The 21,547-nt window shown below is 65.8% G+C and carries 20 protein-coding genes and 1 other RNA gene; 14 read left to right on the top strand and 7 right to left on the bottom strand.

Going from position 1 to position 21,547, the window contains the following annotated elements; genetic code table 11:
• Together GLR48_RS19665 and GLR48_RS19660 are read left to right on the top strand one after the other, a co-directional pair.
• Positions 1-616 (top strand): DUF933 domain-containing protein (locus tag GLR48_RS19665; RefSeq protein WP_237064261.1); only part of this gene is annotated, 616 nt, incomplete at its 5' end.
• Positions 617-678: 62 nt separating this feature from the next.
• Positions 679-1,155, top strand: coding sequence for a phosphatase domain-containing protein (locus GLR48_RS19660; protein WP_237064256.1), 477 nt, complete (start codon positions 679-681; stop codon positions 1,153-1,155).
• Here the strand turns inward: GLR48_RS19660 and rsgA are convergent.
• The 3 genes from rsgA to GLR48_RS19645 form a co-directional block, all read right to left on the bottom strand.
• Complete coding sequence (rsgA, locus tag GLR48_RS19655) at positions 1,152-2,180, bottom strand: ribosome small subunit-dependent GTPase A (RefSeq protein ID WP_237064611.1); 1,029 nt, start codon at positions 2,178-2,180, stop codon at positions 1,152-1,154. The genes GLR48_RS19660 and rsgA overlap by 4 nt on opposite strands.
• A 37-nt stretch (positions 2,181-2,217) precedes the next feature.
• An RNA gene (ffs, locus tag GLR48_RS19650) (signal recognition particle sRNA small type) lies at positions 2,218-2,315 on the bottom strand.
• Positions 2,316-2,320: 5 nt separating this feature from the next.
• Positions 2,321-4,300, bottom strand: coding sequence for a 5'-nucleotidase C-terminal domain-containing protein (locus tag GLR48_RS19645; protein WP_237064254.1), 1,980 nt, complete (start codon positions 4,298-4,300; stop codon positions 2,321-2,323).
• Between the two features lie 43 nt (positions 4,301-4,343).
• Between GLR48_RS19645 and nudC the strand changes: the two genes are divergently transcribed.
• A complete protein-coding gene (nudC, locus tag GLR48_RS19640) occupies positions 4,344-5,294 on the top strand; it encodes an NAD(+) diphosphatase (protein ID WP_237064252.1) in 951 nt (316 codons plus the stop codon).
• Between the two features lie 51 nt (positions 5,295-5,345).
• Positions 5,346-5,813 carry an SRPBCC family protein gene (locus GLR48_RS19635; protein WP_237064250.1) on the top strand — a complete coding sequence of 156 codons (468 nt, stop codon included), beginning with the start codon at positions 5,346-5,348 and terminating at the stop codon, positions 5,811-5,813.
• On the opposite strand, the gene GLR48_RS19630 is transcribed toward GLR48_RS19635, so the two are convergent.
• Positions 5,810-6,655 (bottom strand): prephenate dehydratase, encoded by an 846-nt coding sequence (locus GLR48_RS19630; RefSeq protein ID WP_237064248.1) that lies wholly within the window; start codon positions 6,653-6,655, stop codon positions 5,810-5,812. The genes GLR48_RS19635 and GLR48_RS19630 overlap by 4 nt on opposite strands.
• A 143-nt stretch (positions 6,656-6,798) precedes the next feature.
• Here GLR48_RS19630 and GLR48_RS19625 point away from each other — a divergent pair, with 143 nt between their 5' ends.
• The 5 genes from GLR48_RS19625 to GLR48_RS19605 all read left to right on the top strand — a co-directional run bounded on the left by GLR48_RS19625 (position 6,799) and on the right by GLR48_RS19605 (position 13,209).
• The gene (locus tag GLR48_RS19625) at positions 6,799-7,308 is read left to right on the top strand and encodes a c-type cytochrome (RefSeq protein ID WP_237064240.1); all 510 of its coding nucleotides are present in this window, start codon (positions 6,799-6,801) and stop codon (positions 7,306-7,308) included.
• A 161-nt stretch (positions 7,309-7,469) separates the two neighbouring features.
• Positions 7,470-9,365 (top strand): extracellular solute-binding protein, encoded by a 1,896-nt coding sequence (locus tag GLR48_RS19620; RefSeq protein WP_237064238.1) that lies wholly within the window; start codon positions 7,470-7,472, stop codon positions 9,363-9,365.
• A 4-nt stretch (positions 9,366-9,369) separates the two neighbouring features.
• Positions 9,370-10,446, top strand: coding sequence for a microcin C ABC transporter permease YejB (locus GLR48_RS19615; RefSeq protein ID WP_237064236.1), 1,077 nt, complete (start codon positions 9,370-9,372; stop codon positions 10,444-10,446).
• Between the two features lie 37 nt (positions 10,447-10,483).
• On the top strand, positions 10,484-11,617 hold the full coding sequence (locus tag GLR48_RS19610; RefSeq protein ID WP_237064610.1) for an ABC transporter permease: 1,134 nt from the start codon (positions 10,484-10,486) through the stop codon (positions 11,615-11,617).
• The gene (locus GLR48_RS19605; RefSeq protein WP_237064234.1) at positions 11,614-13,209 is read left to right on the top strand and encodes an ABC transporter ATP-binding protein; all 1,596 of its coding nucleotides are present in this window, start codon (positions 11,614-11,616) and stop codon (positions 13,207-13,209) included. Before GLR48_RS19610 ends, GLR48_RS19605 begins: the two co-directional genes overlap by 4 nt.
• 2 nt (positions 13,210-13,211) lie before the next feature.
• Here GLR48_RS19605 and GLR48_RS19600 read toward each other — a convergent pair whose 3' ends face one another.
• Positions 13,212-14,120: an AEC family transporter gene (locus GLR48_RS19600; protein ID WP_237064232.1), complete on the bottom strand. Its 909-nt coding sequence runs from the start codon at positions 14,118-14,120 to the stop codon at positions 13,212-13,214.
• A gap of 147 nt (positions 14,121-14,267) precedes the next feature.
• Positions 14,268-15,563, bottom strand: a complete 1,296-nt coding sequence (locus GLR48_RS19595) for a D-alanyl-D-alanine carboxypeptidase family protein (protein ID WP_237064609.1) — start codon at positions 15,561-15,563, stop codon at positions 14,268-14,270.
• A 448-nt stretch (positions 15,564-16,011) separates the two neighbouring features.
• On the opposite strand from GLR48_RS19595, the gene clpS reads away from it, so the two are divergent.
• From clpS to GLR48_RS19580, 3 genes are read left to right on the top strand one after another with little or no spacing between them, the layout of a single operon-like run.
• Complete coding sequence (gene clpS / locus GLR48_RS19590) at positions 16,012-16,356, top strand: ATP-dependent Clp protease adapter ClpS (protein WP_237064224.1); 345 nt, start codon at positions 16,012-16,014, stop codon at positions 16,354-16,356.
• 24 nt (positions 16,357-16,380) lie between these two features.
• The gene (locus tag GLR48_RS19585) at positions 16,381-17,358 is read left to right on the top strand and encodes a class I SAM-dependent methyltransferase (protein ID WP_237064222.1); all 978 of its coding nucleotides are present in this window, start codon (positions 16,381-16,383) and stop codon (positions 17,356-17,358) included.
• A gap of 13 nt (positions 17,359-17,371) precedes the next feature.
• Positions 17,372-18,175 carry an SDR family NAD(P)-dependent oxidoreductase gene (locus tag GLR48_RS19580; protein ID WP_237064220.1) on the top strand — a complete coding sequence of 268 codons (804 nt, stop codon included), beginning with the start codon at positions 17,372-17,374 and terminating at the stop codon, positions 18,173-18,175.
• Positions 18,176-18,180: 5 nt separating this feature from the next.
• On the opposite strand, the gene GLR48_RS19575 is transcribed toward GLR48_RS19580, so the two are convergent.
• Positions 18,181-18,570 (bottom strand): hypothetical protein, encoded by a 390-nt coding sequence (locus tag GLR48_RS19575; RefSeq protein WP_237064218.1) that lies wholly within the window; start codon positions 18,568-18,570, stop codon positions 18,181-18,183.
• Between the two features lie 99 nt (positions 18,571-18,669).
• Between GLR48_RS19575 and hemF the strand changes: the two genes are divergently transcribed.
• Together hemF and GLR48_RS19565 are read left to right on the top strand one after the other, a co-directional pair.
• Positions 18,670-19,560, top strand: a complete 891-nt coding sequence (gene hemF / locus GLR48_RS19570) for an oxygen-dependent coproporphyrinogen oxidase (protein WP_237064216.1) — start codon at positions 18,670-18,672, stop codon at positions 19,558-19,560.
• 238 nt (positions 19,561-19,798) lie between these two features.
• Positions 19,799-21,535 (top strand): PhoX family protein, encoded by a 1,737-nt coding sequence (locus tag GLR48_RS19565; RefSeq protein WP_237064214.1) that lies wholly within the window; start codon positions 19,799-19,801, stop codon positions 21,533-21,535.
• The last annotated feature ends 12 nt before the right edge of the window (positions 21,536-21,547 follow it).

Here is a 21,547-nt window from a genome sequence, read left to right as displayed (position 1 = left end):
GCAGGTGCGCCTGCTGGAGGCGGCGCAGGCCGCGCTTGAGGCCGGCAAGCCCGCGCGCACCGTCGACGTCGACCCCGAGGACGCCAAGGCCTGGCGGATGCTGCAGCTGCTGACGACGAAGCCGGTGCTTTACGTCTGCAACGTGGAGGAGGAAGCCTCGGCCACGGGCAACGCCCAGTCCGAGCGGGTGCGCGTTATGGCCGAGGCGGAGGGGAACTCTGCCGTCGTGATCTCGGCCCGGATCGAGGAAGAGATCAGCCAGCTGGATGCGGAAGAGGCGGAGATGTTCCTGTCCGAGATGGGGCTTGCGGAAGCGGGTCTCGATCGGTTGATCCGTGCGGGTTACGCGCTGCTGAAATTGCAGACCTATTTCACCGTGGGGCCGAAGGAAGCGCGGGCCTGGACGATCAACGCGGGAACCTCTGCGCCGAAGGCGGCGGGCGTGATCCACGGCGATTTCGAGCGCGGCTTCATCCGGGCCGAAACCATCGGTTACGACGATTTCGTCACACTGGGGGGCGAGCAGCCGGCCAAGGAGGCGGGCAAGATGCGCGCGGAAGGCAAGACCTATACGGTCAAGGATGGCGATGTGCTGCACTTCCTGTTCAATACCTGACGTGCCGGTCGCCGAAGGATTTTGGCGAAAGATCGGTGCGGCACTGACGGCCCGCGTCATCCGTGGCTGATTTCGTGATTGTCGATCTGCCGGTCGGGCGCGGCACGCTGGGCCTGTGTCCGATGCCGGGTATCGCGGGCGATTACGAAGAGGACTTTCGACGGCTGCTGCGCTGGTCGCCCTCGCTGGTCGTCAGCCTGACCGAGCCGGATGAAATGACCGCGCAGGGGGCCACCCTTGGCGTCGATCTGGTCCATGCGCCGCCGGACTGGGCCGAGATGCCGATCAGGGACTACGGGGTGCCCGATGCGGCGGCGACGGCACGCTGGGTCGGGCTTGAATCCCGCGTGACGGCGCAACTTGCGGCGGCCAAGCGCGTGCTTTTTCACTGCAAGGGCGGCTGCGGCCGGTCGGGGATGATCGTGTTGCGCCTGATGGTCCTGCACGGTGAGGCACCGGATGCGGCCCTTGCCCGGCTGCGCGCGGTGCGGCCCTGTGCGGTCGAGACGCGGGCCCAGCTGATCTGGGCCACGCGCTAGCGGCGACGGCTGGGGGGCTTGCCGGACTTGGCCGCGCGTCGCTTGCGGGCGTGGGTGGCGGCGGTGTTTTCGGTGGATTGCGCATCTTCGGCCCGCAGCTTGCGGTACCGCGCGACGCGGGCGGCGTCGATCAGGCCCGCGTCGACGGCGGCCTGCACGGCGCAGCCCGGCTCGCCCTCGTGCAGGCAGTCGCGGAACCGGCAGGCGTCGGTCAGGGCGCTGATTTCGGGGAAGGTCGCGTCGATCCCGGCGGTGACGTCGGCCACGGCGAGCCCGCGCATCCCCGGCGTGTCGATCAGCCAGCCGCCCGTGGGCAGGGCGTGCAGGCTGCGGCGGGTCGTGGTGTGGCGGCCGCGGGCGTCGTCCTCGCGGATGTCCTGCGTCTCGTCGGTGCGGCCGGTCAGGGCGTTGGCCAGCGTCGTCTTGCCGACGCCGGAGGATCCGACCAGCGCCACGGTCCGGCCCGGCCCGCACCAGGGCGAGAGCACCTCTGCCACGTTCCCGCCCTTGGCGTTGATCGCCAGCACCGGCAGGTCGCCAAGGGCCTGCGCCTGCGCGAGGTAATCGGCGGCATCGTCGGTCTGGTCGGCCTTGGTCAGCAGGATGGCGGGGGCGATGTCGGCGTCATGGGCCAGCGCCAGATAGCGTTCAAGGCGGGCCACGTTGAAATCGGCGTTGCAGGACGTGACGATGAACAGGGTGTCGAGGTTCGCCGCGATCAGCTGGCGCTGGCCGGTCCGGTGTTCCGCCCCGCGCTGCAGCAGGCTGCGGCGGTCGAGGCGGCGGACGAGGTGGGCGGCACCTGCGTCACACAGCACCCAGTCGCCGACGGCGAAGGTGCCGGTGGACACGCCGGGATCGGCGACGAGGGTGAGGGGACCGCCCGCGGTAAAGCTCGCCACATTGCGGCGATGGACGCTGGCGATGCGGGCGGGGGTCAGGGCTGCGTCATCGGGGCCGATCTGATCCGCCTCGGCGTCGGACCAGCCCATGGTGGCAAGGGTGTCCGTGGCGTCTGATGACATGGGCAACGCGGGCTGACCCTGACTATCGGGGGAAATAAGGTGAGAGGCTGACAACGACCCAAGCGGGGCTCGTTATGGCTGCTTCCTTCCGGACCTGACCAGGTTGGCGAGGCGCTCGCCCGCGCCAACCTCTCGAAACGTCATATAGCTGCGGTGATCGGCGCGTGCAACCCGGACACGTCACAAAAGGCGATCCGGTAGCTGGCAAAGCCGTCGTCCTGCAGGCCCGCGAACGTGACATGCGGATGATCCGCGAGGGTGTCGCGGGCCTGTGGGCTGGATGTGAAGCGCGCGGTGGTGCCGGGCAGCGGTGCAAAGGTCCAGGGCTGTGGTGCCGAGGCGACCGCGCCCTGCGACCGGTGCAGGGCCTGCATCAGCATCGTGCGCAGGCCGTCGCGCGAGGTGTGGACGATATCCTGCGGCGGCACGGCAATGATCCCGCCGCCGCCGTGCGCGCGGTAACTGCTGGTGGCCACGACGCACAGGGCATCGTCGTCCAGAGCCCGGCCCCGCAGCGTCAGTTCGGTGATCCGGCGGTGCCGCGACGGTGGCGCACCGGGCAGGGCGGGTGGGACCGTCAGGTCGATCCGGTACTGCAGGCCGTGCAGCGTATCGAAGTGATAAGGCGCCATGCGCGGGTTCAGCAGCGCCTGATCGGTGCGCCCGGGGGTCAGCGTGGCAAAGAAGGCGCTGCAGCATTCCAGCCACGCCCGGATTTGCCAGCCCCGGCGCAGCACGGCGCAGATCGGGTTGTCGAAGGGGACGATGGCGGCACAATCCCGCCGCCGTAGCGGTCCCGGCGAGATCGCGATGTAGTTGTCCGGCCCGCCATGACCGCCCGCCCGGAACGGCGCGGTGGTGGCGAGGACCGGCAGACCGGCATGGGGGGTGCCGGCCAGGGCCGCGCTGATCGCCTCGATCTGGACCTGGGCCAGCAGGGGGGCGGTCATGTCGGCGCCGATGGCGGCAAAGTGGCTGGTCAGCGCGACCGGCGTCTGGCCGATCGGTTGGCGCAGCCGGTCCAGCGTCGCCGCATGGGGCAGCGCCAGCCTGTTGTGCAGAAGCCGCGACAGGATGCTGGGCGCCACGGCGGGTTCAGACGGTCTGATGACCTTGCACCGATGGTCAACGACCCGCCACATCGGCCGCGCGGGCTGTGACCCGTCGGCGTCAGGCGCCGCGACCGAGAGGGTCAGGTCGAGGATGCCCACCTCCTTGCCATGTGCGCCGGCCATCATGGCGGGCTTTCCGGCCAGTGTGCCGCGGTGGGGATCGACCTGCGGCATCGGGCCGAAGGCGGTGCCGGGAAAGACCTCGTGCATGTGACCCATCAGCACGACGTCGATCTGCGGCAGCGCGGCCAGTTGCAGGGCGGCATTTTCCGCCGAATCGGCCCCGGCCGCCGGACCGCCGTGGCACAGGGCCACGATCACATCGGCCCCGGCGGCGCGCAGCAGCGGCACCTCTTGGCGGGCCGTTGCGATGATGTCGTCGGTCGTCACCATGCCGTGCAGCCAGGCGGCGCCCCAATCGGCAATCTGCGGCGGCCCGAAACCGATGATCCCGACGCGCAGGTCGCGGGTCTGGCCGTCGGAACAGGCGACCTGACGCGTCACCAGCGTCCAGGGGGCCGCGAAGGGCGCGTTGCCATCGGCCTTGAGGTTGGCCGAGACGACGGGCGCGTGCAGGTCGGCCAGCACGGCGCGCAGATAGGGCAGGCCATAATCGAAGTCATGGTTGCCGAGAGTGACCGCATCGTAGCGAAGGGTATTGAACGCCTGCACCATCGGATGCGGCAGCATGCGGCGGCCGGCGATGTCGTCCGCCAGCGGGGTGCCTTGCAGGAAATCGCCGGTATCGCACAGCACCGACGCCGCGACCTGCTGTCTTGCCGTGGCGATCAGGGGGGCAAGCGCCACGAGCCCCTGCTGCGCATTCGGCCTGTCCAGCAGGTAATCGAACGCCATGAGATGCATGTGCAGATCCGTGGTCTGGATCAGACGCAGGTGGCCCGTGGGCCGAGGAGAGGCAGACACTTCCGTCACGTCATGCAGAAGAAACGACTTCCACGTGATTCGCAACTTGCGGTTGCCGATTGCATCGCCTGAAACGTCAGACATCCAACCAATTGTGCTTTTTCGCGCGGCATGCGAAGTCAGCGCCATGAAAATCGCGGAAACAGTGACATTTGCGGGCGGCGGACTGGATCGGGCCGCGGAGTGGCGCGGCACGGCTGAGGTCCGTCAGGCCGAGGCCGCATCGCAGACGATCCTGTTGTGGCGGGGCAAGCCGCTGCTGGACGCCGACCGTCTGGTCATGGTGCCGCACGACCACCCGATACTGGCGGACGCGGCCCCCGACCGGCTGCTGCTGGGACGCATCAACGGGGCGGCGGTCTTTGCCGCCGACCTGTCGGGCTGGGCACCGCCGATGGACGCGGACGCAGCACTGGACGGATTTCGCGATGCCACGCTGCAGGTGCATCCCGCCCTGCCGGATGGCCCGGTCTTTACAGAGCTGCGCAACGCCATGACGCATCTGTCGCCGCTGGACGCGGAACTGGCCGCGACCGCGCGGGCGCTGTTCATGTGGCACGGCAGCCACCGGTTCTGTGCCAATTGCGGGGCCGCGTCCAAGGCGACACTGGGCGGCTGGCAGCGCGATTGTGCGGCCTGCGGGCGGCACCATTTTCCGCGCACGGACCCGGTCGTCATCATGCTGATCACCAGCGGCAACGCGGTGCTGGTGGGGCGCTCTCCCGGGTGGCCGGAGCGGATGTATTCCCTGCTGGCCGGTTTCGTGGAGCCGGGCGAGACGCTGGAGGCCGCGGTGCGCCGCGAGGTCTTTGAAGAGGCGGGCGTGCGCGTTGGCCCCGTGCGCTATCTGGCGAGCCAGCCCTGGCCGTTTCCCGCGTCCCTGATGTGCGGCATGGCGGGCGAGGCCACAACCCGCGAGATCACCATCGACCCCGTCGAGATCGAGGATGCCCGCTGGGTGACCCGCGAAGAGATGGCCGATGTATTCGCCGGGCAACACCCCGAGATTAACCCCGCCCGTCCGGGCGCCATTGCCCATTTTCTGCTGGAAAACTGGCTGGCGGACAGGCTCGGTTAACCCCCGGGGTCCACAACGGCCGCAGATCCGGACCACCATAAGGCACTTTCAATGAAGTTCAGCGCCCGCGAAGATATCGAAGCGCCCATCGGGCATGTTTTTTCACAAGTGACAGACTTTGCCGGGTTCGAGCGTCAGATCCTGCGCCGGGGTGCCGATGTGCGGCGGATCGATGTGGGCCAGCCGGTGCAGCCGGGATCGTCATGGGACGTGGCCTTTACCTATCGCGGCCGGGAACGCCGGGTGCTGGCCACCATCGCGCGCATGGATGCACCGACGGACCTGACGATCACCATGGCGGCCAACGGGCTGGACGGCATCACCCAGATCGAACTGGTGCCGCTGACGCCACGCCGCACCCGGCTGAGCGTCAGCATTGAGTTGTCGGCCCGTACCCTGTCAGCACGCCTGCTGTTGCAGTCGCTGAAACTGGCCAAGTCGAACCTGTCGAACCGGTTCAAGACGCGGGTCAGCGACCTTGCCAAGGATATCGCCGACAAGCCGTCGCACAGCGCCTAGGTGGCGCGTTCGTGCCGGCGGGGGGCGGCGGGGAAGACGCCCATCAGCTTCAGGTGGTCGGTGAAATAATCCAGCTCGTCCAGGGCAAGCTGCACGTTGCGGTCGTCCGGATGGCCTTCGATTTCCGCATAGAATTGCGTCGCGGTGAAGTTGCCGCCGACCATGTAGCTTTCCAGCTTGGTCATGTTCACGCCGTTCGTGGCGAACCCGCCCATCGCCTTGTAAAGGGCGGCGGGAATGTTGCGCACGCGGAACACGAAGGACGTCACCATCGGGCCGCGGCCGCGGCGGCGCAGGTCCGCCTCGCGCGACATGATGACAAAACGGGTGGTGTTGCGGGCGTGATCCTCGATATGGCGGGCCAGCACGTGCAGGCCGTAGATGTCGGCGGCGAGTTCCGACGCCAGTGCTGCCTGCGTGGGATCGCCCGCTTCGGCCACCTCGCGGGCGGCGCGGGCATTGTCGGTGCTGACGATCCCCTTGATGCCGTGTTCGCGCAAGAACCCCGCACATTGTGGCAGGATGACGACATGGCCGTGGGCCTGTGTGACGTCGCGCACCTTGGCGCCGGGGACGCCCAGTAGGTTGACGTGCACCCGCACGAAGGCCTCGTCCACGATGTGCAGCCCGCTTTCGGGCAGCAGGGAATGGACGTCGGCCACGCGGCCGTAGGTCGAATTCTCGATCGCGATCATGCCCAGTTCGGCATCACCCTTGCGCACGGATTCGATCGTGTCCTCGAAGGTCGAGCAGGGCAGGGGCTCGTGATCGGGGCGTGCCTCGACGCAGGCCTGATGCCCGTAAGCACCCAGTTCGCCCTGAAAGGCGATTTTCGCGGGCATGGTGTTGTCCCCCCAGACACAATGGCAGCATTTGCGACAAACAGGTCGTTTCGTCGCGCCACTATAGCTTGCGCATCCGGGGGGGAAACGGATACTAGGACGCAACTTATCAAAGCGGGGTGGAACGCGACATGTTCGACACAATGACATTAACCAAAGTCGTCGGCGGCGTGTGCGGCACGTTTCTGGTGTTTCTGCTGGGCGGCTGGGCGGCCGAGGTGATCTATGTCGGTGGCGAAAGTCATGCCGAAGGCGAACATGCTGCCTATCTGATCGAAGTGCCCGAAGCCGGTGGTGGCGAAGCGGCCCCCGTCGAGGAAGCCGTGCCCTTTGACGTGGCCTTTGCCGCTGCTGACGCCAGCGCAGGCGAGGCAGTGTTCCGGAACTGCAAGTCCTGCCACGCCCTTGACGGCGCGAACGGTGTCGGCCCGCACCTGAACGGTGTCGTCGGTCGCCCGGTCGACAGCATTGGCGACTACGCCTATTCCGGCGCGCTGGAGCAGGTGGCCGATGTGTGGAGCGAAGAGAACCTTTACAACTTCCTGGCCGGTCCGCAGGATTATGCGCCCGGCACCAAGATGTCGTTCAAGGGTCTGGCCAAGCCGGAAGACCGCGCCAACCTGATCGCCTACCTCGCCACGACGTCGGGCTGAACGGCCCCGCCTTGCGCAAGAATTGAACCGCGCCCCGCACCGGGCGCGGTTTTTCATTGCGCCTGCGACCTATCACGCAGAGATTACATTTTCACAACTTGAACCGCCCCGCCCCGGCGCACTAGCCTGATGCGCAGCCTGACCCCAAGCCGGAGACCCCGATGACCCAGTCCGATCACCGCCCCCGCGCCCTTGCACTGACGGTAGACCGGCCCTGGATCGTGGGGTCGGCACTGCTGATGGGGGCGCTGCTGCTGGCCGGGCAGGCGCATGCGCAGGACGTGATCAAGACCCACGGCTATTCCTACTTCGGCGATCTGAAATACCCCGAAGGCTTTGCGCATCTGGACTACGTCAACCCGGATGCGCCCAAGGGCGGCGAGATTGCCGAATGGTTCCCCGGCACCTTCGACGGGTTCAACCCCTATACCCGCGGCGGCAACACCGCCGTCATGTCGCAGACCCCGTTCGAGGCGATCGTGATGACGACCGCCGATGATCCCACGGCGCTATACTGCTATCTCTGCACGACGATGGAGTATCCGGAGGATCTGTCCTACGTCATCTTCAACCTGCGCGATGACGTGACGTTCAGCGACGGCAGCCCGATGACCGCCGAGGACATCAAGTTCAGCTACGACACCTTCATGGAACAGGGCCTGCCGGAGTTTCTGGCCGCCTTCAAAGGCCAGATCACCGGGGTCGAGGTCATGGACCCGCACCGGATCAAGTTCACCTTCGGCGGCGATGCGCCCCGGCGCGACCGCATCGGTCTGGCCGCGACCTTTCCGCCGTTTTCCAAGGCGGAATGGGAAAAGTCCGGCCGCCGTCTGGACGAGACCTGGCAGACCCCGCCGATGGGCACCGGCCCCTACATGCTGGGGCCGTTCGATTATGGCCGCAGCCTGACCTATGTGCGCAACCCGAATTTCTGGGGGGCCGACCTGCCGATCAACGTGGGCCGCAACAATTTCGACAGCATCCGCATCGAATACTTCGCCGACGGCGACACCGCGTTCGAGGCGTTCAAGGCCGGCGAGTATACCTTCCGCAACGAGAATTCCTCGCTGACATGGGCCACGGGGTATGACTTTCCGGGCGTCCAGAACGGCACCGTGATCAAGACCGAACTGCCAGACGGATCGCTGCCGCGCGCGCAGGCGTTCATCTTCAACCTCAAGGACGCCAAGTTTCAGGACCCGAACGTGCGCGAGGCGATCCGCCTCATGTTCAACTTCGAATGGTCGAACGAAACACTGTTCTACGGCATCTATGACCGCGTGCAGTCGTTCTGGGCCAATACCGAGATGGAGGCGACGGGCGTCCCCAGCCCCGAGGAGGTCGCGATTCTGCAGCCTCTTGTCGACAAGGGGCTGCTGGATGCGTCGATCCTGACCGACGAGGTGGTCACACCGCCCACATCCTCGAACAGTCAGCTGGACCGTGGCAACCTGCGCGCGGCGGGCAAGCTGCTGGATGATGCGGGCTGGGTGCCCGGCAGCGACGGCATCCGACGCAAGGACGGGCAGACGCTGGACGTGGCCTTTCTGGAAAGCAGTCCGGCCTTCGACCGCGTCATCAATCCTTATGTCGAAAACCTCAAGCGGCTGGGCGTCAACGCCAAGCTGGACCGGGTGGACCCCGCGCAGGAGCAGGAGCGCACACGGTCGGGCGACTGGGACATCGTGACCCACAGCTTTTCCATGGCGTTGGAACCGGGGACGGAGCTGAAGCAGTGGTTCGGGTCCGAAACCGCCGAAGACAGTTCGCGCAACCTGATGGGTCTGGCCGATCCGGCGGTTGACAGCCTGATCGACACGGTCGTCGCCGCCGATAGCGCCGACGCCATGCATACGGCGACCCGCGCGCTGGACCGGGTGCTGCGGTCCTATGGCTTCTGGGTGCCGGAATGGTTCAAGCCGACCTTTACCGTCGCCTATTACGACCAGTTCGAACATCCCGCAGAGCTGCCGCCCTATGCACTGGGCGAGACGGATTTCTGGTGGTTCAATGCGGACAAGGCTGCGGCGCTGAAGGCGTCCGGCGCGCTGCGCTGACCTGATGGGCGCCTATATCCTACGCCGCCTGCTGCTGGTGATTCCGACACTTGTCGGGATCATGGTGGTGAACTTTACCCTGACGCAATTCGTCCCCGGCGGACCGATCGAACAGATCATCGCCCAGATGGAAGGCGGCGGTGACGTGTTCGAGGGGATTTCGGGCGGTGGTGGCGGCGAACTCGTGGCGGGCGCCAACAGCGATTACATCGGGTCGCGTGGCCTGCCACCGGGGTTCATCGCGGAGTTGGAAAAGGAATTCGGCTTCGACAAGCCCCCGCTGGAGCGGTTCCTGAACATGATGTGGAACTACGTCCGCTTCGATTTCGGGCAGAGCTACTTCCGGTCGATTTCGGTCTTCGATCTGGTGATGGAAAAGATGCCGGTCTCGATCACGCTGGGGCTGTGGACGACGCTGATCGCCTACGCGATTTCGATCCCGCTGGGCATCCGCAAGGCGGTGCGGGACGGATCGAAGTTCGATACGTGGACCAGCGGCGCGATCATCGTGGGCTACGCGATCCCCGGATTCCTGTTCGCGATCCTGCTGATCGTGCTGTTTGCGGGCGGCAGTTACTGGCGCATCTTCCCGCTGCGGGGCCTGACCTCGACCGACTTCGACCAGCTGTCGACGCTAGACAAGATCGGCGACTATTTCTGGCACATCGCGCTGCCGGTCCTGTCGATGACCATCGCCAGTTTCGCCACGCTGACCCTGCTGACCAAGAACAGCTTTCTGGACGAGATCAAGAAGCAGTATGTGCTGACCGCCAAGGCCAAGGGGCTGGGGGAATCGACGATCCTGTATCGCCACGTGTTCCGCAACGCGATGCTGATCGTGATTTCGGGCTTTCCGGCGCTGTTCATCTCGGTCTTCTTCGGCGGATCGCTGATCATCGAGACGCTGTTCAGCCTCGACGGTCTGGGGCGGCTGGGCTACGAGGCGGCGGTGGCGCGGGATTATCCGGTGGTCTTCGGCACGCTGTTCGCCTTCTCGCTGATGGGCCTTGTCGTCGGCATTCTGACCGACCTGACCTACATGTTCATCGATCCGCGCATCGATTTCGAGGCGAGGGGATAGGCCTGTGACCAATATCGACCCCCATGAAGAGGCCCTGATGGGTGCCGCCCGCAGCCGCGCGCCGTATCTGTCGCCCCTGAACCAGCGCCGCTTGCGCAACTTCAAGCGTAACCGCCGGGCGGTCTGGTCGCTGTGGATTTTCGCGATCCTGTTCGGCCTGTCGCTGTTTGCCGAGTTCATCGCCAACGACCGCCCGCTGCTGGTGGACTACCGCGGCGAATTGCGGATGCCGATCTTCAGCTTCTATTCCGAGGCCGACTATGGCGGCGATTTCCAGACCGAGGCGGGTTACACGGATGTCGAGGTCAAGTGCCTGATCCGCACCGGTGGTCTGGCGGACCTGTGTTTCGACGACCCCGAGGGGACGCTTGCGGCCGCTGATGCGGGCACCATCGACGACCCGAACTTCAGCAAGGGCTGGACGATCTGGCCGCTGATTCCCTACAGCTACAATACCATCGTCGACGTGCCGGGCGTGGCGCCGTCGGCCCCCGATGCCAATAACTGGCTGGGCACCGACGACACCAAGCGCGACGTCGTGGCCCGCGTGATCTACGGCTTCCGCCTGTCGATCGTGTTCACGCTGATCGTGACGGTGGCCTCGTCGTTGATCGGCATCGTCGCAGGCGCGGTGCAGGGCTATTTCGGCGGCTGGGTCGATCTGACGTTTCAGCGCGTGATCGAGGTCTGGTCGGGCATCCCGTCGCTTTACGTCATCATCATCATGTTTGCGATCCTGGGGCGAAGTTTCTGGCTGCTGGTCTTCCTGATCGTGCTCTTTGGCTGGACGTCGCTGGTGGGCCTTGTGCGGGCGGAGTTCCTGCGGGCGCGGAATTTCGAATATGTCCGCGCGGCGCGGGCCCTGGGCGTGCGCGACCGGACGATCATGTTCCGCCACATCATGCCCAACGCCATGGTTGCCACGGTGACGATGCTGCCGTTCCTGATCACCGGGGGCATCTCCACGCTGGCGACGCTCGACTTCCTCGGCTTTGGCCTGCCGTCGTCGGCGCCCAGCTTGGGTGAGTTGACCTTGCAGGCGAAACAGAACCTGCAGGCGCCGTGGTTGGGCTTTACCGCCTTCTTCACCTTCGCGATCATGCTGTCGCTGCTGGTGTTCATTTTCGAAGGGGTCCGCGACGCATTCGACCCCAGAAAGACCTTCTCTTGACCGTCCTCCTCGATGTGCGCGACCTGAACGTCTCTTTCCGGCAGGACGGCGACACGACGCTGGCCGTGCGCGGCGTGTCGTTTCAGGTGATGAAGGGAGAGACCGTGGCACTGGTGGGCGAGAGCGGGTCCGGCAAATCCGTGACCGCCCTGTCCACGGTGCAGTTGCTGGGCGATTCGGCGAACGTCACCGGGTCGATCACCTATGCCGGCACGCAGATGGTCGGCGCGTCCGAGCGCGAGTTGATGCGGGTGCGCGGCAACGACATCAGTTTTATCTTTCAGGAACCGATGACGTCGCTGAACCCGCTGCACACGATCCAGCGGCAATTGGGCGAGAGCATCGAATTGCATCAGGGCCTGCGCGGCGACGCGGTCCGGACCCGCGTGATCGCATTGCTGACGCAAGTCGGCATCCGCGACCCCGAGGACCGACTGGAGGCCTATCCGCACCAGCTGTCCGGCGGGCAGCGGCAGCGGGTGATGATCGCGATGGCGCTGGCGAACGGGCCGGATCTGCTGATCGCGGACGAGCCGACGACCGCGCTGGACGTGACGATTCAGGCGCAAATTCTCGACCTGCTGGCGGACCTCAAGCAATCGTCGGGCCTGTCGATGCTGTTCATCACCCACGACCTGACCATCGTGCGCAAGATCGCGGACCGCGTCTGCGTCATGAAGGACGGGCTGATCGTCGAGACCGGGCCGACCGCCGAGATATTCGCCAAGCCCCAGCATCCCTATACCCAGATGCTGCTGGCCGCCGAATCGGTCGGCAGCCCGGAGCCTGTCGCGGACACAGCCCCGGTCATCGCGGAAACCGAGAATCTGAAGATCTGGTTCCCGATCAAGCGGGGCCTGATGAAACGCACCGTCGGGCACATCAAGGCGGTGAACGACGCCACGCTGTCCGTCAGCGCCGGGGAGACGGTGGGCATCGTCGGCGAATCGGGGTCGGGCAAGACCACGCTGGCGCTGGCGATCATGCGGCTGATCGGATCTGAGGGGCGGATCGTGTTTCAAGGGCAGGACATCCAGGGCCTGAACCAGCGCCAGATGCGGCCCCTGCGGTCCGACATGCAGATCGTGTTTCAGGACCCCTACGGAAGTCTGAGCCCCCGCATGACGGTGGAACAGATCATCGCCGAGGGGCTGACGATCCACAACATCGACCCTGCCCGCAAGAATCGCGACATGGTGGCCGAGATCATGCAGGAGGTCGGGCTGAACCCCGCCCTGATGGACCGCTATCCGCACGAATTTTCCGGCGGGCAGCGCCAGCGGATTGCCATTGCGCGGGCAATGATCCTGCGGCCCAGACTGGTCGTGCTGGACGAGCCAACCAGTGCCCTCGACATGACGGTGCAGGTGCAGATCGTGGACCTGCTGCGGGACCTGCAGCAGCGGCACGGGCTGGCCTATATCTTTATCAGTCATGACCTGAAGGTCGTGCGCGCCATGTCGCACAAGGTCATCGTCATGCGGCAGGGCGACGTGATGGAGGCGGGGACGGCACAGGCGATCTTTGATGCGCCGCAGACCGACTATACCCGCGCCCTGATGGCCGCCGCGTTCGAGGGGCGGGCAGTCTGACCTTAGGCGTGACCCAGTAGCAGCAGGACCAGCGGCAGTGTGGCCGCCGCGGCCAGCGTCTGCGTGGTGATGATGCCCGCCATCAAGGTGCCGTCACCGTTCATCTGCCGCGTCAACACGTAAGCCGTCGTCGCCGTCGGAATGGCCGAGAAGATCACCAGCACCTGCGCCTCGACCCCGTCGAGGCCGAAGGCCACGGCGACACCCGCCGCCAGCAGCGGCATCGCCAGCAGCCGCAGGACGGCGTTGCCGGTCATCGCCGCAAGGTCCAGCCGCATCGCGGCGGGCCGGAGCGCCGCACCGACGCACAAAAGACCCAGCGGCAGGCTGCCCTGCGCCAGCAAGGCCAGAAACCGGTCGATCCCGAACGGCAGCCCGTAGCCCGTCAGTGCGACGGCCAGCCCTGTGAGGCACGCGAGAATCAGCGGATTGCGCATCATGGTGCGCAGCAGGGTGCGCGGCGCGCGGGCGGTCCCGGCCTCGGTCAAGGCCAGAATGGACAGGACGTTCACGACGGGCACGGCCACGGCCAGAAAGACCGCCGCCCGCGCCAGACCGTCGGGGCCGGTCAGGCTCGCCGTGATGGCAAGGCCCAGATAGGTGTTGAACCGCACGACGCCCTGCAACGCGGGGCCGAAGCGGGCAGGGGGCGCGGGCCAGCGCCGCCGCAGCAGGTTCAGCACGAGTGCTGCGATGCAGACGGTCGCGGCCGCCGCACCGCCGAGCCGCAACAGGGCGGGATCGCGGACCGGCGCGTCCTGCAGGCTGGACACCAGCAGGGCGGGGAACAGGATGAAGTAGTTCATCCGCTCTGCCGCGGGCCAGAACCCGGCATCGGGAAAGCCGCGCCGGGCCAGGATATAGCCCACGCAGATCAGCGCGAAGATCGGCCAGATTGTCAGAAAAAGCACGGCATATGACCTGTCATGGGGGTCAGGCGGGGCCCGGTTGCCGGGCCGCCCAAACGAAATCGACGCCACCGGTTGCCCGGCAGCGTCGGAATCGCAGATGGTAAACGATCGTCCAAATCGACCATCCGATTGTCGCGGGTGAGGGGGTTAACCCTCTGACCCGATCATGAAACATGATTGATTGCGGGCCTGCAACCGGCGGCAGGCCAGGTCGGCACCTTCCCGCGTGAGGCCCATGAAGTTCGCGTCGAACCCGCGGGTGTTCTGCGTCACGCGCCGGACGGCACCGTCGAGCGTGCTCATCTCGTTCAGGGCGACGCGCAGCAGCACCTTTTCGGCCTCGTAGCGCGAGTTGTAGCGTCCCACGTTCACGCCCCAGTGCCGCCCGCCGGAGGTCGAGATGCGGGTGACGACCTCGGGGGCTTGCGGCTGTGCGATGGCAGGTGCCGGGGCAGGTGCGGGGACCGTAGAGGCGACTTGAGTCGCCTCTTGCAGGATCGAATTGATCATGTCCGTGTCGACGTCCAGATTGACGGCCACATCGACCGACGGTGCGGCCTGTGTGGGCCGCAGTGCGGGGCGCAGGCTGCGGGTGACGCGACCGGTGACGCGCACGGTCTTGCCAGCGCCGCCGGCGGTGGCGGGGCCTGCGTTCGATGCCATTAAGGCGGCGGCGGCAGGGGCGGGCGCCGGGGCGGCGGCGGGCGGTTCCGGCCGGTTCAGGGGGGCGTTGGCCGGGGCCTTGGCAAAGCCCATGTCCATCAGTTCCTTGATCTTGCCGTTGCGCTGCGCGGTCGAGGTGCCGCCGAAGACGGTCGCGATGATGCGTTCCTGCCCGCGCTGCGCCGAGGCCACGAGGTTGAAGCCTGCGGCGTTGGTAAAGCCGGTCTTGATGCCGTCCGCACCCGGATAGCTGTCAAGGAAGCGCCGGTTCGTGTGACGCACTTGTGCCACGCCCGCATCCGCCGTGCGGCGCGAGAAGAGGTTATAATACTGGGGGAAGTCATAGATCACGTGGCGGCCCAGCACGCTCATGTCGCGGGCGGTGGACAGGTGGCCTTCGGTCGTCAGGCCGTTGGCGTTCTTGAAGGTCGTGTTGGTCATGCCCATCGCGGCGGCGGTGCGGTTCATCCGGGTGGCGAAGGCCTCCTCGGACCCGCCGATCGCTTCGCCGATGGCGGTTGCGGCGTCGTTGGCGGATTTCACGGCGGCGGCGCGCAGCAGGTAGCGCAGTTTGATCTTCTGACCGACCTTCAGACCCAACTTCGACGGCGGCTCGCTGGCGGCGTTGCGGCTGACGGTGACGTCGGTATCCAGCGTGATCTCTCCGCGCTGGATGGCCTGAAAGGCGATGTAGAGGGTCATCATCTTGGTCAGCGAGGCGGGGTGCAGGCGGGTGTCGGCGTTCTGGGCGTAGATCACCTCGCCGGTGCGGGCGTCCATGACGAAGGCGGCATAGGGGGCTGCGAAAGCCACCACCGGCGTCAGGGCGAGCAGAAGGAACAGGGTAACGGCGCGCACATGGCGCGTGTGGGGACGATTTTGCACGTCTCTTGCCTCTTTGTAGGTACTGCCTCGAAGCCCCGGATTTTCCCGGTGACCGCCTTGTTGGAAACACGCTAGCACAGGCAAGATGCGATCGAAAAGCCCTGATTTTCAAAGGCTTTCACTGTGGTCTTTATGCACTGCGTCAAGATGTTGTAGGGGGCCTTGGTGCAATCTACCAGATTCGGTGGGTGACGCTGCGTCCCGTCATGTCAGCGGACGTCTGACGCGGCGCGCGCGCCTGCGACGATCCTGCCCGCGCCCTGCGGCGACAGGGGGTTTTCATGCAGCCCAAAGCGACTATATAGACAGCTTCAACAGACATGTGTGCAGGATCAAAGTCTAGATGCGGACGCGATACGAGCTCATGGCGAGCAGCGATGACGAGGACGGTCAGGACGACATCGGTGTCGTGCTGAAGACCAAGCCGAAGACGAAGCGCCCGCCGCTTTACAAGGTGCTGATCCTGAATGACGATTTCACGCCGATGGAATTCGTCGTCATGGTGCTGGAACGGTTCTTTGGCATGACCCATGCCCAGGCCTTTGACATCATGCTGACGGTCCACAAGAAGGGCGTCGCCGTCGTCGGCGTCTACAGCCACGAGATCGCGGAAACCAAGGTGGCGCAGGTCATGGATTATGCCCAGCGGCACCAGCACCCCCTGCAATGCACGATGGAGAAGGAATAGCGCCGCCCGCGCTGTTCCCGCCTGATGGCCGCAACATCCCGCCTGCACACCGTCCTTGACGACGGCCTTCTGTCCTTGCCCGACGGTCCGGTGACCGTGATGCGTCCCGCTGCCGATTATGATCTGTCGCCGCTGGCGGACCGTGACATCCGGATCGCCCAAGGGTTTGCCCCGGATGCAGAAGCCTTTGCGCAGGCCGGTTACACCGTCACGCAGGATGCGGCTGCGGCGCCCACGATGATCGTCGTGGTGCCCCGCGCCAAGGCGCTGGCGCGGTCAATGATCGCGCAGGCCTGCGCGCTGGGGCAGGTGGTCGTGGTGGACGGGCAGCGGACCGACGGGATCGACAGCCTGTTCAAGGATTGCCGCGACCGGCTGGGCGACCTGCCGTCGCTGCCCAAGGCCAAGGGACGCCTGTTCTGGTTTCCCGCGATCGATGCGCTGGCCGACTGGGCCGCGCCGCCGCCCGCACAGGGCGAGCATGGTTATTTCAACACCGCCGGCGTCTTTTCCGACGGGGCGATCGATAAGGGGTCGGCGTTGCTGGCCGCTGCCTTGCCGGCAAAGCTGCCTGCGCGCATGGCCGACCTTGGCGCGGGCTGGGGGTATCTTTCCAACGCCGTCCTCGCGCGGGACGGAGTGAAATCGTTGGATCTGATCGAGGCAGAGGCGCTGTCGCTGGACTGCGCCCGCCTGAACGTGACCGACGACCGGGCGTCCTTTCACTGGGCCGATGCGCTGAGCTGGACACCGGGCAAGAAATACGACGGCATCGTGATGAATCCGCCGTTCCATACCGGATCGAAAGGCACGCCGTCGCTGGGGCAGGGCTTTATCGCGGCCAGCGCCCGGATGCTTGCGCCGCATGGCAAGCTTTGGATGGTGGCCAACCGGCATCTGCCCTACGAGGCGGCCCTGCGCGACCATTTCCGCAATGTCGACGAGATGCCCGGTGACGGGGCCTACAAGCTGTTCCACGCGACCCGCCCGCTGAAAGCCTGAAAAGAGGTCTGCCATGTCGTTTTCCATCAAGGGTCGCACGGCCATCGTGACCGGGGCCGCCAACGGGCTGGGTCTGGCAGTGGCGCGGCATTTTGTCCGGGCTGGCGCAAATGTCGTCCTTGCCGACATGGACGAGGCCGCGCTGGAGCGTGAGATGACCGAGATGTCCGCCGACGCGGACCACGTGCGGATGTTCACCGGCGACCTGCGGCAGAAACTGTCGATTGCCAACTTGGTGTCCACCACCGTCGATGCCTTCGACACGGTCGACATTCTGGTGAACGCGGCACGGCAGGTGGCCTCGACAGCACCTCTGGACCCTGACGATACCTCGGTCGAGGAGATGCTGATGCAGAACCTGTCGATGCCCCTGCGGCTGAGCCAGGCCATCGCGCGACGGTTCATCAAGCAGGCCGAGGCGGACAGCGACGGCAGCATCGGGTCGATCGTGAACCTGTCGTCCATCGCGGGCCGCCGGGCCAACCCGGACCTGCTGGGCTTTTCCGTCGCGAATGCGGCACTGGACCAGATGACGCGGTCGATGGCCGTGGCGCTGGCGCCGCACCGGATCCGGATGAACGGCGTGTCAGTCGGGTCGGTCCTGTCGGCAAGCCTGATGGGCTGGATGCGCGACAACGACACGGCGCGGGCCGCGATCCTTGATGCGACCCCGATGGGCCGCATCGCCAATGCGGCCGAAATTTGCGATACGGTGCAATACCTTGCATCGGACGCCGCAGGTTTCGTCACCGGGCAGATCGTCACCGTCGATGGCGGCCGGACCCTGCTAGACCCGGCCGCCGTCGCGGCGCACTGACGGCGTCATTCAGGATATTGCGCGCGGCACTGCGCCACGGCGGTCGCGGACTGCCGTTCCAGCACGGCGCGTTTCGCCAGCAACTGATCCAGCGTCTCGCGCTCGATCCGCAGGTTGATCGGGACGGGCTTGGTCACGGTGCGGTAAGCCGGTTCGTCGCAGAAGTCGGGCGACAGGCCGCCCTTGCGGTCGCGCGCGTAGCAGATGTTCGTGTTGGACGTCAGGCGTTGTTCCGTCTCGAGCGCGTAGCCACGGTTGAGGTTGCCCTGCGTCTGGGCGATCAGATAGGTGTTCACGCGCAACGCCTCGGTCACGTTGTTGAGGCACTGCTGCTGCGGGGTGGCGCAGGCGGTCAGCACGGCCAGCGGGGCAAGGGCGAAAAGCAGGCGCATCATCATTCTCCGGACGGGTGGGGCGGTGGGGCTGGCATGGACTTGGCATTCCCCATGCGCCCCCTTTAAGATGATATGCAATAACAGCGGGGCAAGGGCCACATGACAGAAACGATGGACTCTGAAAAGGCGCGCGCCAGCGCCTGGTTCGAAACCCTGCGCGATACGATCCTCGCCGCCTTCGAGGGGATGGAGGACACGCAGACCACCGGCCCCACGGCTGATCTGCCTGCCGGACGGTTCGAGCGGAGTGTCACGCGGCGCACCAGCGACGACGGGTCAGAGGCCGGTGGCGGCGTCATGTCCGTGATGCGCGGCGGGCGCGTGTTCGAAAAGGTGGGCGTCAACACCTCGACCGTGCACGGCGTGCTGGGCGAGGCCGCACAGCGCGCCATGGCCGCCCGCGGCGTGCCGGGCATGGACAGCGATCCGCGGTTCTGGGCGTCCGGTATTTCCTTGGTAGCGCACATGCAGAATCCGCATGCGCCCGCCGTTCACATGAACACCCGGATGTTCTGGACGCCGCACGCCGCGTGGTTCGGCGGCGGGTCCGACCTGAACCCTTGCATCGAATACGACGCGGATACCGCGCATTTCCACGCCCAGCAGCAGGCGCATCTGGATCCGCACGGGGTCGACCTTTACCCCCGGCTGAAGGCCTGGGCGGACGAGTATTTCTATATTCCCCACCGGGGGCGGGCGCGGGGTGTCGGCGGCATCTTCATGGACGATCACGCGACGGGCGACTGGGAGGCCGATTTCAGCCTGACGCAGGATATCGGCCGCGCGTTTCTGCCTGCGTACCTGCCGCTGGTGGAACGCCGCCGGGATACGCCCTGGACCGAGGCGGACAAGGATGTGCAGCTGATCCACCGCGGGCTTTATGCGGAATACAACCTCGTCTACGACCGGGGGACGAAGTTCGGCCTGACCACAGGGCATGACGCCAACGCGGTGCTGATGAGCCTGCCGCCGCTGGCGAAGTGGGTGTGACGCGGGGCGGCAACCGCGCGGGTTGAGGGGGCGGGAGCCTCCGGCGGGAGTATTTGAGGAAAAAGCGAGGATCGGGGCCATTGGTGGCCGCAGGCGCTTCGGGCGGGCGTTTACCTTGTCAGATGAAAGAGCGCTGCGGGGCTGCAGGTGTGTCATGGAACCGTTACCCCACTGTCACGCGGCGGTCATGGCGGCGGCCTAATGCCTGCCACATCGTTAACCTGCCAAAGGCTGAACCATGACCCTGCGCATAACGCTGCTTGCCGCCACCGCCATCGTGTCCGTCCCCGTGCTGGCCGCCGCCGAGATGAACTTTTCGGCGATCCCGGTGCCGACCACCGATGAGATGAAACGGTCGATCCTGTCGAGCGAGACCGTCACCCTTGACGGCGCCGACACCACCATCGGCTATCACGTGCTGGCCCGGTCGGGCGACACCATCGGATCCGGCACATTTGCCCAGCTGGTCGATCAGGACGGCAACCCGATCACGGGTGAGAGCGAATACGGCTCTCCTGATGCGGATTTCACGTCGTTCCTGCCTGTAGGCGACAAGATCTATTCGATCACCCATTTCGAATCTCGCCCTGCCGCGATGTATCTGTCGACCGTGGCGCAGGATGCGGACGGCGCACTGACCTACACCGACACCAAGCCGATCGACTTTTCGTCCGTCGGCGGTCTTTGGGTGCCTTGCGCCGGATCGGTCACGCCTTGGAACACGCATCTGGGATCAGAGGAATATCCCGCCGATGCGCGGGCCCATGCGGAAGCGACCTCGCTCGATCAGATCGACGATTACAACTATGCCATGGTCGCCTATTTCGGTGTCGATCCGGCGACCATGTCGCTGGACGACTATCGCCGTGTCTACAACCCCTACCAGTACGGTTTCCCGGTCGAGGTGACCGTGACGGCCGAGGGCGAGGCGACGCCTGCCAAGCATTATTCGATGGGCCGGATCGCGGTCGAGCTGGCGAATGTGATGCCGGATCAGAAGACCGCCTATATCTCTGACGACGGCACCAACGTCGGCCTGTTCCGCTATGTCGCGGATACCGCGGGCGATCTGTCGGCGGGGCAGCTGTTTGCCGCCAAGTGGACCCAGACCAGCGACGACGGTGCGGGTGCTGCCGATATTTCCTGGGTCGATCTGGGGCACGCCGATGATGCGACGATCCAGAAAGCCATCGACGACAAGGTGGGATTCATGGACATCTTCAACGTCGGCGAGATGGGCGCGGATGGCACCTGCGCGGAAGGGTTCCTGCCCTCTGCCGCCGAAGGCCGGGCGGAGTGCCTGCAGGTCAAGGACGGGATGGAGGCTGTCGCCTCGCGTCTGGAAACCCGCCGCTATGCGTCGATGCTGGGGGCCACGGTCGAGTTCCGCAAGATGGAGGGCAACGTCTATAACCCCGACAACAACAGCCTGTATCTGGCGATGTCAGAGGTCGCCAAGGGCATGACCGACGGCGATGATCTGGACATGGGCAGCAGCAACGACGTGCGCGTGGCCAAGAACCCCTGCGGTGCGGTCTACGAGCTGTCGCTGGACGACACTTTCGTCGCGACCGACATGAAGGCGGTGATCGCGGGTGTGCCCACGACCTACGCCGAAGGCAGCGAGTATGCCGGGAACGAGTGTGACGTGGACGGGATCGCGAACCCCGACAACGTCACCTATATCCCCGGTCAGAAGTTGCTGGTGATCGGTGAAGACACGGGTGCAGGCCACCAGAACGACGTGGTCTGGACGATGAACACGGACACCGGCGATCTGACGCGGATCATGTCGTCGCCCTACGGGTCCGAGATGACCAGTGTGGATTGGTACGCCGATCTGAACGGTCATGCCTACCTGACCGCCGTGATCCAGCACCCCTACGGCGAGAGCGACGAGGACAAGGCCGCTGATGCCGCCGATACCCGCGCCTACGTCGGATACATGGGGCCGTTTCCGGTCGCGATGAAGTAAACGCACATCCGG

Origin of the sequence: Loktanella sp. M215, from assembly GCF_021735925.1 — a bacterium.
GTDB lineage: Bacteria > Pseudomonadota > Alphaproteobacteria > Rhodobacterales > Rhodobacteraceae > Loktanella.
This window is presented reverse-complemented; position numbering and strand designations above follow the sequence as displayed.